This window comes from Gilvirhabdus luticola (genome assembly GCF_040117515.1).
Lineage (GTDB): Bacteria > Bacteroidota > Bacteroidia > Flavobacteriales > Flavobacteriaceae > Gilvirhabdus > Gilvirhabdus luticola.
The window spans coordinates 57,058-73,004 of the sequence record NZ_JBEEEN010000003.1; the positions used below are offsets into that span (position 1 = coordinate 57,058).

The 15,947-nt window shown below is 32.3% G+C and carries 12 protein-coding genes and 1 pseudogene; 7 read left to right on the plus strand and 6 right to left on the minus strand.

Annotated elements, in window-relative coordinates; all coding sequences use genetic code 11:
- The first annotated feature begins 5 nt into the window (after positions 1–5).
- On the plus strand, positions 6–635 hold the full coding sequence (locus AAFP94_RS07345) for a 7-carboxy-7-deazaguanine synthase QueE (RefSeq protein ID WP_316661894.1): 630 nt from the start codon (positions 6–8) through the stop codon (positions 633–635).
- 49 nt (positions 636–684) lie between these two features.
- Here AAFP94_RS07345 and AAFP94_RS07350 read toward each other — a convergent pair whose 3' ends face one another.
- Positions 685–1,215 (minus strand): DUF2911 domain-containing protein, encoded by a 531-nt coding sequence (locus AAFP94_RS07350; RefSeq protein ID WP_316661895.1) that lies wholly within the window; start codon positions 1,213–1,215, stop codon positions 685–687.
- A 235-nt stretch (positions 1,216–1,450) separates the two neighbouring features.
- Here AAFP94_RS07350 and asnB (AAFP94_RS07355) point away from each other — a divergent pair, with 235 nt between their 5' ends.
- Positions 1,451–3,112, plus strand: coding sequence for an asparagine synthase B (gene asnB, locus AAFP94_RS07355; RefSeq protein WP_316661896.1), 1,662 nt, complete (start codon positions 1,451–1,453; stop codon positions 3,110–3,112).
- A 51-nt stretch (positions 3,113–3,163) separates the two neighbouring features.
- Here the strand turns inward: asnB (AAFP94_RS07355) and AAFP94_RS07360 are convergent, their stop codons facing one another.
- Complete coding sequence (locus AAFP94_RS07360; RefSeq protein WP_316661897.1) at positions 3,164–3,919, minus strand: hypothetical protein; 756 nt, start codon at positions 3,917–3,919, stop codon at positions 3,164–3,166.
- A 149-nt stretch (positions 3,920–4,068) separates the two neighbouring features.
- Between AAFP94_RS07360 and asnB (AAFP94_RS07365) the strand changes: the two are divergent.
- Positions 4,069–4,347: pseudogene (gene asnB / locus AAFP94_RS07365) on the plus strand (asparagine synthase B); the annotation flags it as partial.
- A 173-nt stretch (positions 4,348–4,520) separates the two neighbouring features.
- On the opposite strand, the gene AAFP94_RS07370 reads toward asnB (AAFP94_RS07365), so the two are convergent.
- The 4 genes from AAFP94_RS07370 to AAFP94_RS07385 form a co-directional block, all read right to left on the minus strand.
- Positions 4,521–6,719 carry a T9SS type A sorting domain-containing protein gene (locus AAFP94_RS07370; RefSeq protein WP_316661898.1) on the minus strand — a complete coding sequence of 733 codons (2,199 nt, stop codon included), beginning with the start codon at positions 6,717–6,719 and terminating at the stop codon, positions 4,521–4,523.
- Between the two features lie 14 nt (positions 6,720–6,733).
- A complete protein-coding gene (locus tag AAFP94_RS07375) occupies positions 6,734–7,819 on the minus strand; it encodes a right-handed parallel beta-helix repeat-containing protein (protein ID WP_316661899.1) in 1,086 nt (361 codons plus the stop codon).
- A 188-nt stretch (positions 7,820–8,007) separates the two neighbouring features.
- Positions 8,008–9,162, minus strand: a complete 1,155-nt coding sequence (locus AAFP94_RS07380) for a helix-turn-helix domain-containing protein (RefSeq protein WP_316661900.1) — start codon at positions 9,160–9,162, stop codon at positions 8,008–8,010.
- A gap of 93 nt (positions 9,163–9,255) precedes the next feature.
- Positions 9,256–10,713, minus strand: coding sequence for an SLC13 family permease (locus AAFP94_RS07385; protein ID WP_316661901.1), 1,458 nt, complete (start codon positions 10,711–10,713; stop codon positions 9,256–9,258).
- Positions 10,714–10,995: 282 nt separating this feature from the next.
- Here AAFP94_RS07385 and gyrB point away from each other — a divergent pair, with 282 nt between their 5' ends.
- From gyrB to AAFP94_RS07405, 4 genes are all read left to right on the plus strand, one after another.
- Positions 10,996–12,945, plus strand: coding sequence for a DNA topoisomerase (ATP-hydrolyzing) subunit B (gene gyrB / locus AAFP94_RS07390; protein WP_316661902.1), 1,950 nt, complete (start codon positions 10,996–10,998; stop codon positions 12,943–12,945).
- 153 nt (positions 12,946–13,098) lie between these two features.
- A complete protein-coding gene (locus AAFP94_RS07395; RefSeq protein WP_316661903.1) occupies positions 13,099–14,112 on the plus strand; it encodes a DUF6588 family protein in 1,014 nt (337 codons plus the stop codon).
- A gap of 91 nt (positions 14,113–14,203) precedes the next feature.
- Complete coding sequence (locus AAFP94_RS07400) at positions 14,204–15,130, plus strand: malate dehydrogenase (RefSeq protein WP_316661904.1); 927 nt, start codon at positions 14,204–14,206, stop codon at positions 15,128–15,130.
- 155 nt (positions 15,131–15,285) lie between these two features.
- Positions 15,286–15,909, plus strand: coding sequence for a hypothetical protein (locus AAFP94_RS07405; RefSeq protein ID WP_316661905.1), 624 nt, complete (start codon positions 15,286–15,288; stop codon positions 15,907–15,909).
- Positions 15,910–15,947: the final 38 nt, after the last annotated feature.

Genomic DNA, 15,947 nt, shown 5'->3' on the forward strand with positions numbered 1-15,947 from the left:
AGCCTATGAAACAAGAGCTTCAACAATTGGTAGATAGAGGTGAGTTTTTGCCTTTAATGGAAGAGTTTTACACGATACAAGGTGAAGGTTACTATAAAGGAACAGCTGCTTATTTTATTAGAATTGGTGGTTGCGATGTTGGTTGTCATTGGTGTGATGTAAAAGAAAGCTGGAATGCAGATCTTCATCCTCCAACCAAAATATCAAAAATAGTTGGAAATGCCGTAAAGTATAGTGATACAATTGTAGTGACGGGCGGAGAGCCTTTGACATGGGATATGACACTTCTAACATCACAATTAAAAGCAAATGGTTTAAAAGTGCACATTGAAACTTCAGGCGCTTATAAATTAACAGGCACTTGGGATTGGATTTGCTTATCTCCCAAAAAATTAAAATCGCCTACAAATGAGATTTATTTAAAGGCTGATGAACTTAAAATTATAGTGTATAATATGAACGATTTTAAATTTGCTGAAGAGCAAGCTTCAAAAGTTTCTGACAAGTGTATACTGTATTTGCAACCAGAATGGAGTAATCGTGATAAAATGATTCCTGAAATTGTAGATTATGTTATGAAAAACCCAAAATGGAAAGTATCATTACAAACACACAAATATTTGAATATCCCTTGAATAAAAAAGCCTTAAAGAATTAAGGCTTTTTTTATATTGTGATTACATTTTATTTTATTGGAACAGAAACCCGAACAGTTCCCCATCCTAAATGCATTGCACCATCTTTGTCAAAGGCAATTGAGAAAACTTCTAAACTTTTATTTCCTTCGGTCACAGTTCCAGTTGCTCTCGCTACATCATTATTTTTGTTATAACTATAAGCACCCCATACATCAACATCAGAATTAATTATAAAAGTCCATTCTTTTTCTCCAGGAATTGTAAAAAGTGAATACGTTCCTGCTTTTACTGGAGTACTACCAAAAGTTACATCTTTGTAGAAAGTAATTGATGTAGCTTCGTTTGCTCCAGTTCTCCATACTTTACCATGAGGCGTTAAAGATTCAACCATTCTTCCTTTAAGTTGAGGTCGGCTATAAATAACTTTCACCACTTTTTCAGTGACTCTGTTACTGGTTGGAAAAGAAGCCGCGTCCATAGGGCTTTTATCTAAATCCTTAAAATCTTGAGCATTCACATTAAATGTGATTAGAGCAAAACATAAAAAGGCTAAAGAGGTAAATGTTTGTTTTATCATAACTTGATTTTTTTTTTAAGATTTTAAATTTAACATCTTTTATTTAAAAAGATGTATCGAAAAAGTTAAATGATGTTAAAATTAAATTTCTTCATCATTTATTAAAATTATTAATTACAAATAAATATTAATAATATAAAATTAATTATAAATTGAAAGTAAATTTTAGATATATGTTTTAATAATAGAATCATATAGCAATATTTGCTTCACAAATTATAAATAAGAAAAGATTATGTGTGGAATTGTATGTGCATTCGACTTAAAACAAAAAACAGAAGATTTAAGACCACAAATATTAGAAATGTCCAAAACTATACGTCATCGTGGACCAGATTGGAGTGGTATTTTTGATAATGATAAGGCTATTTTGGCGCATGAACGTTTGGCTATTGTTGACCCAGCTTCAGGAAAACAACCTTTATTCTCTGAAGATAAAACATTAGTATTGGCTGCAAATGGCGAAATATATAACCATAGAGAATTAAGAAAACAGTTTCCAGATTATAATTTCCAAACGGAAAGTGACTGTGAAATTATATTAGCTCTCTATGAAGAGAAAGGAGTTGATTTTGTTGATGAAATGAATGGTATTTTCGGATTTGCCATTTATGATGTTGAAAAAGATGAATATTTTGTAGCTAGAGATCATATGGGTATAATCCCATTATACATTGGTTGGGATCAGAACGGAACATTCTATGTAGCTTCAGAGCTTAAAGCTTTAGAAGGCGTTTGTACAAAGATCGAATTGTTTCCTCCAGGACATTACTTAAGTAGTAAAGATGGTGAATTTGTAAAATGGTACAAAAGAGATTGGACAGAATATGAAGCAGTAAAAGAAAATGAAACTGGTATTCAAGAAATCAAAAAAGCTTTAGAGGCTGCAGTACACAGGCAATTAATGAGTGATGTGCCTTATGGCGTTTTACTTTCAGGAGGTTTAGATTCTTCAGTAACTTCAGCCATTGCGAAAAAATATGCCGAAAAGCGTATAGAAAGTGATGATACACAAGCAGCATGGTGGCCACAATTACATTCATTTTCAGTTGGACTTGAAGGTTCTCCAGATTTGGCTGCAGCACAAAAAGTTGCAGATCATATTGGGACAGTTCATCATGAAATAAAGTTTACAATTCAAGAAGGTCTTGATGCCATTCGTGATGTAATTTATAATCTTGAAACCTACGATATTACAACTATTAGAGCAAGTACGCCAATGTACTTAATGGCAAGAGTTATTAAGTCTATGGGAATAAAAATGGTACTGTCTGGAGAAGGAGCTGACGAAATATTTGGAGGTTATTTATATTTTCACAAGGCACCAAATGCACAAGAATTTCATGAAGAGACAGTTAGAAAATTAAGTAAGCTTCACATGTATGATTGTTTGAGAGCTAACAAAAGTTTAGCAGCTTGGGGCATTGAAGGTCGTGTACCATTTTTGGATAAAGAATTTATGGATGTAGCCATGAGAATCAATCCTCAAGATAAAATGATTAATGGTGAGCGTATGGAAAAATGGGTAGTTCGAAAAGCATTTGAGGACATGTTGCCAGAAAGTGTAGCTTGGCGACAAAAAGAACAGTTTAGTGACGGTGTTGGTTATAGTTGGATAGACACTTTAAAAGAAGTTGTAAACGAAGCAGTAACAGATGAGCAATTGGCAAATGCTAAATATAAGTTCCCGTTACAAACACCAACAAACAAAGAAGAGTTTTACTATCGCTCAATTTTTACTGAACATTTCCCAAGCGATGCAGCTGCTCTATGTGTTCCTCAAGAAGCTAGTGTAGCTTGTAGTACAAAAATAGCTTTAGAATGGGATGAGGCCTTTAAAAATATGAATGACCCAAGTGGTAGAGCAGTAGCCAATGTGCATAGTGATGCCTATTAAAAATAAAAAAGCCTGAATATTAATTCAGGCTTTTTAATTAAATAAGTTTTTCTATTCAACAGACATTATACGCTCGTATATGATGCGATAATTAAATCCGTCAGGTAAAAGTTCATTCATTTTAGATTTTGAAATAATATCTGCAAAAGGTCCAGCTTCTCCATCTGAAGAATAGTCTTGATATCTCAAGTAGTCCAAGGCATCTGAAAGTTTATTAAACCCATCATAAGTAAAAACAGAAAAACGGTTTTGATTACCACTAGGATAAACCACTGAAGCCATTCCCCAAGCAGTCATTCTATTACCATTTTTAATATTATTTTCATGAAATGGTTTCCATAGAGTTTTGTTTTCTTGTATAAAATCACCTACGCTGGTTGGCAATCCATAATTAACGATAGCATATTTGTAATCACCTGCAATATTATCTTCAAATTGAACAAAATAGTCGAAAGGGACTTCAGTAAATGACATGGTTTCAACATCTTGAGGTTTTACATCGCCTAGAGCATCCATATTGTCTCCCCAAAAATTCTGATCAAGTTGATCAAGACTGACATAGGAATTAACAAATACATAATTGGGAGCATCTGTTTTGGTTACCCCAACTTTTTTCCATAATGACCATCCAGCCAATTGGCCTTTATCAATAGCTGATTTAGCTACTTTGGACCAATATTTAGTTTCTCTTTCAACGAATTTAGCCTCTTGATCGGCTGGTACTTTGCGATATTGCAGATAAGCAATTTGCCCAAATGCTGTACTAGTAAAAACTAGTGTTAGTACAAATAATAAAATTTTTTTCATATGAATTGTGAATTAATTAGTTTCTATAAAGTTAAGCTTTATTGGGAAATAATCTTAAAAAAATTCACTAATTGATTTTGTAATTAATTAGAAATAAATAATCTGTAATTAATATTTACTACATGTAAATAAAAAAAATCCAAGAATGCGATACATTAAAAGAAGTTGTAAACGAAGCAGTAACAGATGAGTAATTGGCAAATGCCAAATATAAGTTCCCGTTAAAAACACCAACAAGCAAAGAAGAATTTTACTATCGCTCAATTTTTGCAGAGCACTTCCCGAGTGATACAGCAGCTCTATGTGTACCGCAAGAAGCAAGTGTAGCTTGTAGTACAAAAATAGCTTTAGAATGGGATGAGGCCTTTAAAAATATGAATGACCCAAGTGGTAGAGCAGTAGCCAATGTGCATAGTGATGCTTATTAAAAAAGAGCCATTCCAAAGAAAACAGTTCCAGAACTTGGAAATCATTAATTAAAACACTTGTAAAATAATTATGTTTTCCTGCTTTCAGAGAAATGGCAATTTGTGATAATTGGCCAATACATTTGAAGTATTGGCCGAATTAATTAAACTAGATATTTAGCATAAAGTGTTTTTTAAATTTTAACAATTCGTTTTATTAAAGATTGATTCTCTACCTTAAAGTTTAGAAAGTATAATCCAGTAGATAACTCACCAATATTTATGATATTGTGAGGTTCAATTATTTTTTTGACTTTCTTACCAGATAAGTCATAAATAGTAATTTCATCAATAATTAATTTAGTTGAAATATTCAAAATGTCATCCGTTGGAACTGGATAAAGTTTGATATTTTCAGTTGAAATTTTAAAATCTTCAATGCCAAGTGAAGAGTCTTCAACAGTAACCATTACAGTTACACTATGCATATTTCCCGAACCATCTGTAGCGGTAAGCTGTACTGGGTAAATACCCTCTGTAGTAAATGTATCAACATCTATACTTAAAGAAAATCCACAATTGTCTGACGAACCATTATCAACATCGTTGGCTGTAATGGTTACAGAAGGATTTCCGTCAAGGTCTACAGTTATGTCTTGTCCAATAGCTACTGGATCAATCATATCTTCAACAGTTACTGTTGCCGTATCATTGGCAGAATTACCACTTTGATCAGTTACTGTCAATGTTACAACATTAGCTCCCAAATTAGCACAAGTAAAGGATGTTATATCTAAACTTCTAATGTTGATTGTACAATTATCTGAAGACCCATTGTCAACATCATCTGCCACGATGGAAGCATTTCCAGAAGCATCTAATTGAACATTAATATTTTGAGTAATTACAGTAGGGTTAATATTATCCTGAATTGTAACTGTAGCTGTTGGCGCATCGGTACTATTGTTTCCACTTTGGTCAATAGCTGTCAGTGTAACAATATTTGCCCCAAGATCATTGCAATCAAAACTAGAAACATCTAAAGAAAAATTTGTAACAGAACAATTATCTGTTGAACCGTTGTCAATTTGAGCACCTGTTATCGTAGCTTCTCCATTCGTGTCAAGTTGTACAGTTATGTTTTTAGCTACAGCTACAGGATTTATTAGGTCAACAACCGTAATGTCCACATTTTGATTGCTTACTTTAGCTTCAGCGTCTGTTGCTGTAATAGTTACCGATTTAACACCTAAATCGGTACATGTATAATCAAATTGAGCTTGATTTAGAACTACTGAAACTAACTCACAATCATCATATGTGCCATTGTCTACATCTGCTAGAGTAATTGAAGCTTGACCACTTGCATCCAATTCGGCAGTGATGTTTGGAAATACTACAATGGTAGGAGGTTCATTATCAAAGATATCCAAATCGAAGCTATAATCATACAAAGACCAAGTACCATCTGAATTTTGCAATCTTATATAGAAGTCATGTAAGTCACATATTTCATTTGATGTTCCAAGATCTATTGTAAATTCATCTGGATTTCCTGTTGGCGTTATAGAACCTGCATATCCATTTCCAAAACCAGGATCAGTATCATAGAAATATTCGGCTCCTATGATGCTTGGTATTGTCAAATCTGCTGTATCTTCTACATAAAAAATACGCTTTTCGTATAAACTCCACACACCAAAATCGTCTAGAACCCTTATATACAAATTGTTGAAACCTACCGGTAAGTTCGTTGGAATATCAATGACTTGTGTAAGGTTGCCTGAATTAGGATCAATGGCAATATCGGTACCATTATCGAATCCTGGGTCGGTATTGAAAAAATATTCAGCTCTTGTGATTTCTGATGCAATAACTGTTGGAGTAAAATCAGTAACATAAAAAATGCGTTTTTCATAGATGCTCCAAACATCAAATTCATCTTTTGTACGAATATATAAGCTATTGAAACCTGTTAATGATCCTACTGGTATTACATAGGACTGTGTTAGATCTCCAGTGTTAGGGTCTATAGGTAGAGCTGTTCCGCCTCCAAAACCTGGGTCAGTATTAAAGAAATATTCGGCAGCCGTAATTTCGCCAGCTATTGTCTGTAACATAAAATCTGTCACATAGAATATTCGCTTTTCGTACATGGTCCATGTACCTGTATTATCCATGGTTCTGATATAAAGACTATTAAAGCCTGTTAGTGAACCAATATTAATGCTTGCTGTTTGTGTTAAATCACCCGAATTTGCGTTTGGTGTAATATCTGTACCATTATCAAAACCAGGATCAGTGTTAAAAAAGTATTCTATTTTATCAATAGATTGTCCAAACCCAAGAATAACAGAAAAACAGCATAACCATGTTATGAATAGTATTTTCATGATTTCTGTATTTTCTAGTTAGTTTTTGCTTCTATAGTAACACTTAAATTTCCGTTTTTAGCAATAGTTGGATCATGAGATAGTATTTTCACACTTGGGTAACCAGTAGGAAGTCCTAAATTGATAAAATTATAACCTTCATATAATCCTTCGCTACCAAATAAACCAGCACCATCTTGAAGAGTTAAATCGTCGTTGAGAGGATCGTAATTTGAACCGGTACCAGCTATGGATTGAGAATTTCCGGTGTCAACACTGGTAAAATTAGGATTAGTGTTTTCTTGAACATTACCATTTATTGTAATATATGTATCGGTTTCAAAAACATGCGACCCAGATCCGTAATTGTAGGTTACACAGTTATCTACCTGAACAATATTGGTGTTATTTGCATTTAAGATTATAGTTCTATCAGCTGCACTATTTGATACAAAAATACAGTTGGAGATGTTTAATTGCTGTGAATTATCGGTATCATAATTACTTAAAGTGAAGTTTCCATTAAAGCCTATTACATTGTAACTATAAAATACAGTATCAACTTCATAAAAAGTATTTGAACCACCCAAAAAAATGTTATTTGTTATGGTCACATTACTCATCACAGACCTTATTGTAAGATTATTTGTGAATATATTTCCTTTAATGGTAGTATTGGTAAAATCATGATTATTGTTTAAATCAAAAGAACCAATACTATTATCGTAAAAAGAAAGGCCATCAATTGTTGAACCACTTCCTACGGCACTAATACTATTTATTCTACAACCTTTTACAGTTGAGCCATCTGCTCCTCCTGTTACTCTTAAAGTACCAATTGTAGTTGTGTATCCTACATCAGCGTGTGAGCGTCCTATAATGGTTAGACTTTTACTTAAATCTATGTTGCCACCATAACTGGTTGGCGAATGTTGTACATATAAAATATCTCCATTCATTACGGAAACATCATTGATGGCAGCCTGTAAATCTGTGAAATCTGCCGAAACATTGGGGTTATTGTTTACAGTCCATGTGGTTTGCGCTGAAATCAAAGCAACAGAAAATAATAATGAACTAAAGATTAGGGCTCTTTTTGAAAATGACATAAAATTTTTCATGATACAAGTGTTTAAAAAGGTTAATTAAATTTTTATAACACAAGAGAAGAAAAGTGATGAAATAACTTGAAGCACTTTAAAATTATTATTCAAGCATTTTTTTTTCTCCCAATTTTTGTAAATGACAAAAATCTGGACTTATTTAAAACTTCTTAATATATTAATAATGAATTATGTAGGGCTTTGTGTTAAGCTACAGCTCTGTCTTTTTGGTATGCTAAAGGAGTCTTGCCTGTAGCCTTTTTGAAGACATTATAAAATGAAGATTTAGAATTAAACCCGGCTTCAAGACCTATAGAAACAATAGTGTATTTAGCAAAATCCGGGTTTTTTAAATATTGCTTTGCTTCTTCAATTCTAAATGAATTTAGATAATCAGGAAAGCTTGTATTTAACTCGTTGTGGATTATTCTTGATAAATAACTTGGACTTAAATTAAGATGTGAAGCTACACTATCAAGAGTTAAATTAGAATCTAAATATATCTTGTCATGCAACAACAGTTTTTCTAGTGCTTCAATATATTCATTGGTATGTTTAGAAGATGAATAACTAGAATTATTATTATTTTCCTCTTGAAAATTTGAACCTGTATCATTTAGGTATTTTCTTATTTTTTTTCGGTCAGTAACAATTCCATATTTGTAAATGCCTATATGTCCTAGCCAATATATAAGATAAGCTACACCTATCCAAAGTACGTAGAAGTTAGCTTCGCCTTGCTTTAAAAATATATTTTGAATAGTTAAATAAGCCCAAACAAAAGTGAAAAAGAATATAAAATATAGAGTATTTTTTAACCATTTTACATCTAGTCTAATAATTTTTTTATCAAAAACTTTACTTTGTTTTTCGTATTTATTGATTTTTATAAAGACAATACTTAATAACGCAATACTGTATAATACAGAAAATACCTCATTGGTAAGGACTACAAGCTTAAAACGTGGATTTACTGGACTAATCTCTATGTGGCCTAAAATTATTTTTAACCTATAAAACAAAGTAAGTGCTAAAAAAATAGTAAAAGGAACAAAAAGAAGTTTTTCAATAAACGTGATTTTTTTTGAAGGATATAAAAAAAAGATCACATAAAAATAGATAATTACAGGAATAATAGAAGCAAGTGGTAAAAAATAATATGCATACATTGTAAGCAATGGCATAACACCAATGTCTGGAAGAATGTACATTAAATTACCAATTGAATATACAAATATCAATGCTACCAAAAAGTATGTACTTTTTGCATGATATTTTTTATTAAATAATACAACTCCAGTAAAAATAAATCCCTGAATAATTCCCGCGATTATAAGAATGTTATAAACATTAAAATCCATTCATTTTAATCTTATTGTATAAAAATATGAGTTTTATTGTTATCACTAATCAAGATAAGGCTAAAATCTTAATTTATACCGAGCTATGTTTACCTAAATTGGGTTTATATATTTCAATATGATAAGAACTGTAGCAATAATTACTACAGGACCAATAATTCCCATTAAAAAACCACCGTATCTAAAGTCCTTTTGTTCAAGCTTGCCAGTACTGTAAGCAATGGCGTTAGGAGGAGTAGAAATTGGTAAAAATAATGCCGTGGAGGCACAAAGTCCAATGACAAGTGGTAAAATAATTGGGTTGTCATAAGTAAGAATTATTCCTATTGGAATCAATATGGTCGCAGTTGCCGTATTACTCATCACATTTGATAGGATAACAGTCAAAAAAGCAAAAAACAAGACTATTAAATAAAAGTTTAATTCATAACCACTTAATTTTTCAATATAATGTTGAGCTAATCCAGTCTCTTTAATTGCCATACCCAATGCCAAACCTCCTGCTACAAGCATTAAAGTATCCCAAGGTAAGCTTCTCACATCTTCTGCTTTAATGATCCCAGACATTGTAAGTAAAATAATAGGAAGAAGAGATACTACAGATGCAGGAATACCATGTAGCTTTTCGGTTAACCAAAGCAATAGAGTTAGTATTAATACAAAGAGAACAACGTTCTTTTTAATTTTATATAGCTTAAGATCTTCATCATTAATATTTTCAGAGGTTATTTTGCTGAAATCAACCTCAAAGCTTTTAATTTTTGGCACAAATTTCTTGATTAAAAAGAACCAAAGTAATAAAGTGAGTATAATTGAAACAGGAAAACCAACAACCATCCACTCAAGAAAACCAATATCATGACCTTGATTAATGAGAGCCTCAACTGCAATTGCATTTGGAGGAGAACCAATGAGAGTTCCCATGCCACCAATAGAAGCAGCTCCAGGAATACCAAGTAGAATTGCTTTGGTAAAAGGAGAATCGTCACCTAATTGGATTAAAAAAGGCAATACAGATGCAATCATCATTGCTGTTGTAGCAGTATTGGACATTAGCATCGAAAAAATAGCAGTTGTAAGCATAAGACCTAACAAAATAAACTTTGGAGTTGTGCCAAATTTTGAGATCGATATTTTAAATACAACTCTATCCAGTTCTGTTTTTTTCATACTTTCTGCCATAAAGAAACCACCTAGCATTAACCAGATAACACTGTTGGACCAAGAGTTCACATATTTCTGATAATATTGTGAAACATTTTCTGGATCAATATGAGAATAATAATTACTCATAGAAAAAACCAAAAATCCAAAAACTAAAAGTCCAACTGCAAAAGGAGGAATAGCTTCTGTCACCCATAATCCTATAGCAAGAAACAGTAAAAACAGGACATAAATTTGTGCTTGGTTTAATTCTGAATCGTATAGTAAATATGACAAGACAAAGGCCGCTATAATACTCAACAGAAAATAGATTATTTTACTTTGAATATCAACAATTCTTTGAATGTGTGACATCAATTTTAAAGAAACACCGCGTGAATCACTCATGATTTTTTAATTAAAAATGAAAGTCAAAATTAGGCACAAAAAAACTTTTAAAAACTAATAATTGTCATGTCTTCTAAATTAATTCCAAATAATAAATTAACATCTCTAAATTGTTGTTAAATTGTTAATAACTTGTAAGCTTAAAACAGGTTAAAATTAGCAATAAATAGTGGAGTTGTTTATCTTTGTATGTATTGTTAAACAATGCCGAAATCCGGCATTTTTTTATGATAAAAAAATAATAATCAAAGACAAAATTTAACATATAGATTTTAGGATAATATGAGTCAAGAAAAGGAAGAATTTAACAAACACAATTATTCTGCAGATAGCATTCAAGCACTTGAGGGTATGGAGCATGTGCGTATGCGACCATCGATGTATATAGGTGATGTTGGTACAAGAGGATTGCATCATTTGGTTTATGAAGTAGTAGATAACTCAATAGATGAAGCTCTCGCAGGACATTGTAATAATATAACGGTTACTATCAATGAAGATAATTCTATAACAACAGAAGATGATGGTCGTGGAATTCCTGTAGACATTCATAAAAAAGAAGGTGTTTCTGCTCTTGAAGTTGTTATGACGAAAATTGGAGCAGGTGGAAAATTTGATAAAGATTCTTATAAAGTTTCAGGAGGTTTACATGGTGTTGGTGTAAGTTGTGTTAATGCCTTATCAGAACACCTTAAAGCAACTGTTTATAGAAATGGTAAAATTTGGGAACAAGAATATGAGAGAGGAAAAGCATTATATCCTGTTAAGCCTGTTGGAGATACAGATAAACGTGGGACTATGGTCACGTTTAAACCAGACTCAACAATATTCACGCAAGTTTTAGAATATAATTACGATACGCTAGCCAGTAGGTTACGTGAATTGTCTTTTTTAAACAAAGGAATAACGATTCATTTAATAGATAAACGTACAAAAAAGGATAATGGTGAGTTTGAAGGAGAAACATTCCATTCAGATGAAGGTTTAAAAGAATTCATCAAGTTTTTAGATGGAAATAGAGAACCTTTAATGAAAGATGTTATAGCGTTTGAAGGTGAAAAAAATGGAATCCCTGTTGAGGTCGCTATGATTTATAATACTTCCTATGCTGAAAATTTACATTCTTATGTAAACAATATTAATACGCACGAAGGAGGTACTCATTTGTCTGGTTTTAGAAGAGGTTTAACAATGACCTTAAAGAAATATGCAGATAATTCTGGATTAACAGACAAACTAAAATTTGAAATAGCTGGAGATGATTTTAGAGAAGGATTAACGGCTATTATTTCAGTAAAAGTTCAAGAGCCACAATTCGAAGGACAAACTAAAACCAAATTAGGAAACAGAGAAGTTTCTGCGTCAGTAAGTCAAGCAGTTTCAGAAATGCTTACCGATTATTTGGAAGAACATCCAGATGATGCAAAGATTATTGTTCAGAAAGTTATTCTGGCAGCTCAAGCCAGACATGCTGCGCAGAAGGCGCGTGAAATGGTCCAACGTAAGACCGTAATGAGCATTGGTGGTTTGCCAGGTAAATTATCAGATTGTTCAGAACAAGATCCGGCTAAATGTGAAGTGTTTTTGGTTGAGGGAGATTCCGCAGGTGGAACAGCAAAACAAGGTCGCGATAGAGCTTTTCAGGCTATTTTACCATTAAGAGGTAAAATCTTAAATGTTGAAAAAGCAATGACCCATAAAGTGTTTGAAAATGAAGAAATAAAAAACATTTTTACAGCTTTAGGTGTGACAATTGGAACTGAAGAAGATAGTAAAGCTTTAAACTTATCCAAACTTCGGTATCATAAAGTAGTGATTATGTGTGATGCTGATATTGATGGTAGTCATATCGCCACTCTTATTTTAACCTTCTTCTTTAGGTACATGAAGGAACTTATTGAAAATGGTCACATCTATATTGCAACACCTCCATTATATTTAATTAAAAAAGGAGCAAAGAAACAATATGCATGGAGTGATAAAGAGCGCGATGAGATTGTTGCAGATTTTGGGGATGGTTCAAAAATACAACGTTACAAAGGTCTTGGTGAGATGAATGCTGAACAACTTTGGGATACAACCATGAATCCTGAATTTAGAACCATGCGTTTAGTACAGATAGATAATGGTGGAGAAGCAGATAGAATATTTTCAATGCTTATGGGAGATGAAGTACCGCCAAGAAGAGAGTTTATAGAGAAGAATGCAATTTATGCAAATATAGATGCTTAAATAATTCAAACGCTTATTTAGAATAGGGGTGCCAAAGGTATCCCTTTTTTATTTTCAATAAATTCGGGATATTCGGCTAAAAGCAATATTTTTTCGATGAAAGGCGTTGTTTTAAATGACTTTAATACTTTTACAAACCAAATCTAAAAATCCATGAAAAAATATATTGTTTTTTCCCTTTCAATTTTATTGACATTATCAATTAACTGTCAAGAAAATATTGACGAACTTTTAGCAGCTGGTGTAGAAGATGCTAAACAGTTTAGTACAGATTATTTGGCTCCAGCTACAGAAGGAACAATTTACAGCATAAACAACGGTTGGTTTAACAATGCTAAATCTCCACATAAATTTGGAGTTGAGATTTCTTTAATTGGAAATATTTCTTTTATACAAGATGAAAAGAAATCATTTGTTATGAATGTTGCAGATTATCAAAATATCAGATTTCCAGATGATGCTAGTTCAAAAAGTGTTGCTACAGCTTTAGGACATAATGATCCAGATGCTGTAGTAATGGTAACTTATGAAGATCCTGTTTTTGGAGATCAGGAAGTTGCATTAACATTACCTACAGGTATAGGTTCGGAGAATATCAACTTAATTCCATCGGCTTTTTTTCAAGCAAGTTTTTCTCCTTTTAAAGGAACACAAATTAAGGGACGATTTTTTCCAATTACAAAAGCAGAAGATGTAGAAATTGGCATGTATGGATTTGGTTTGCAGCAGGAATTTACATCATGGTTACCAGCAGATAAAGTCCTGCCTATATCAATTTCAGGACTTGTTGCTTATACACATTTGGATGGTAAGTATAGTTTTGAAGAAACAAGTGTTGTGCAGGGAGAAAATCAGAGGACAGATACAGATATAAATACAATACTTGCGCAGCTAATTGTAGCTACAAATTTAAAAATCATAAATTTTTATGGAGCATTGGGTTATTTAAGTGGAGAATCTAAAACGGATTTATTGGGAACATATATTGTAACAGATGGTGCTTTATTTTCAGAAGAGCTTATTGATCCATATTCTGTTGAACAAAAGGTTTCAGGTGTTAGGGCATCTTTAGGAGCTCATTTAAAACTTGGGTTTTTCGGCTTAAATTTAGATTATACCGTTGCAGAATTTAACAGTGCTTCATTAGGAATTAATTTTTCTATTTAAAAACAAGAATTCCTTACTAGTTACTTTATTTAGACTTTAATTATTTGTAATTTTGCCATCTCAAAAATTATACAATTAAAATTTTACAGATATGAAAGTTACAGTAGTTGGAGCAGGAGCAGTTGGCGCAAGTTGTGCAGAATATATAGCTATTAAAAACTTTGCTTCAGAAGTGGTTTTGCTAGATATTAAAGAAGGTTATGCAGAAGGCAAAGCCATGGATTTAATGCAATGTGCATCATTAAATGGATTTGATACAAAAATTACGGGTACAACAGGAGATTACAGTAAAACTACTAATAGTGATATTTGTGTAATTACTTCAGGAATCCCTAGAAAACCCGGAATGACCCGTGAAGAATTGATAGGAATTAATGCAGGCATTGTAAAAACTGTATCTTCAAGTTTAATAGAGTATTCTCCAAATACCGTGATGATTGTGGTTAGCAATCCTATGGATACTATGACCTATTTAGTCCATAAAACTACTGATCTTCCAAAAAATAAAATTATTGGAATGGGTGGAGCATTAGATTCTGCACGTTTTAAGTACCGTTTAGCAGAAGCTTTAGATGCCCCAATTAGTGATGTTGACGGAATGGTAATTGGTGGACACAGTGATACGGGAATGGTACCATTAACTGCCCATGCAACAAGAAATAGTATTAAAGTTTCAGAATTTCTTTCAAAGGAAAGATTAGAACAAGTAAAAGAAGATACTAAAGTTGGCGGAGCAACACTAACAAAACTTTTAGGTACAAGTGCATGGTATGCACCAGGAGCTGCTGTTTCCGGATTAGTACAAGCCATTGCTTGCGACCAAAAAAAAATGTTCCCATGTTCAACATTATTGGAAGGTGAATATGATTTAGATGATATTTGTATTGGTGTTCCTGTTATTCTTGGCAGAAACGGAATTGAAAGTATTGTTAACATTGAATTGAGTGCAGCTGAAAAAACTCACATGCAGCAAAGTGCAGAAGGTGTTAGAAAAACAAATGATTTGTTGACATTATAGTTTAACCGTAACTAGATAAAAATATAAAGAGCGTCCAATTGGTCGCTCTTTTTTTAACACAACTTTTTATTTTTTGCAATAATTCCTTGGTAAAAATACATCATTGATAAGAATTAAAACCAAACCTTATTTTTTTATATATTTGGCACATGAAAATGAAATGGCATTTTAGCATTTTAATTCTCTTTTTTACCTTTTTCGGTATTTTAAGTCAGAATGAAGTTTCTGTACCTAATCAAGAAATTGTTTTACAATTTAAAGGCGTTGAGGTAACTTCCCAAGAAGCCCAAAGTGCGATTGCAATTGTAAAAAAGCATTTGCAAGATATAGGAGCAGATAACATACATGTAAAAAAGAATGAAAATGGAAAGTTAAAAATTACTTACCATAGTGATGTTGATATTTCTTGTGTAAAAGAGTCTCTTTCTAAAGAAAAGAAAATATCATTTGATTATATTTTTGATAATGAAGATGATAATCATAAACATATTCCATCTGATGATAACTTGATTTGTTACAATTTTGATATCTATGAAATTCAAAATGGTGTTGATACAGATTTAGATCTCAATGGAATAGTTCTTAAGAAAAAAACTAATAATGATCGGTTTTTTGAACCTAATGTTTTTTTGTCATATGGCAGAATAGATGTTAGGAAGGAAAATAGAATCTTTAAAGTATCTTATGATTTATGGAGAAATATTGTAATTACAATAGAAAATCCATCATATAGCATTCCAGAAGTTAGAGCGGGACCTGTAGCGCTTGGGAATGCATAACTACAAATAAACTTCCTAAATAATAAATAAAACTCATT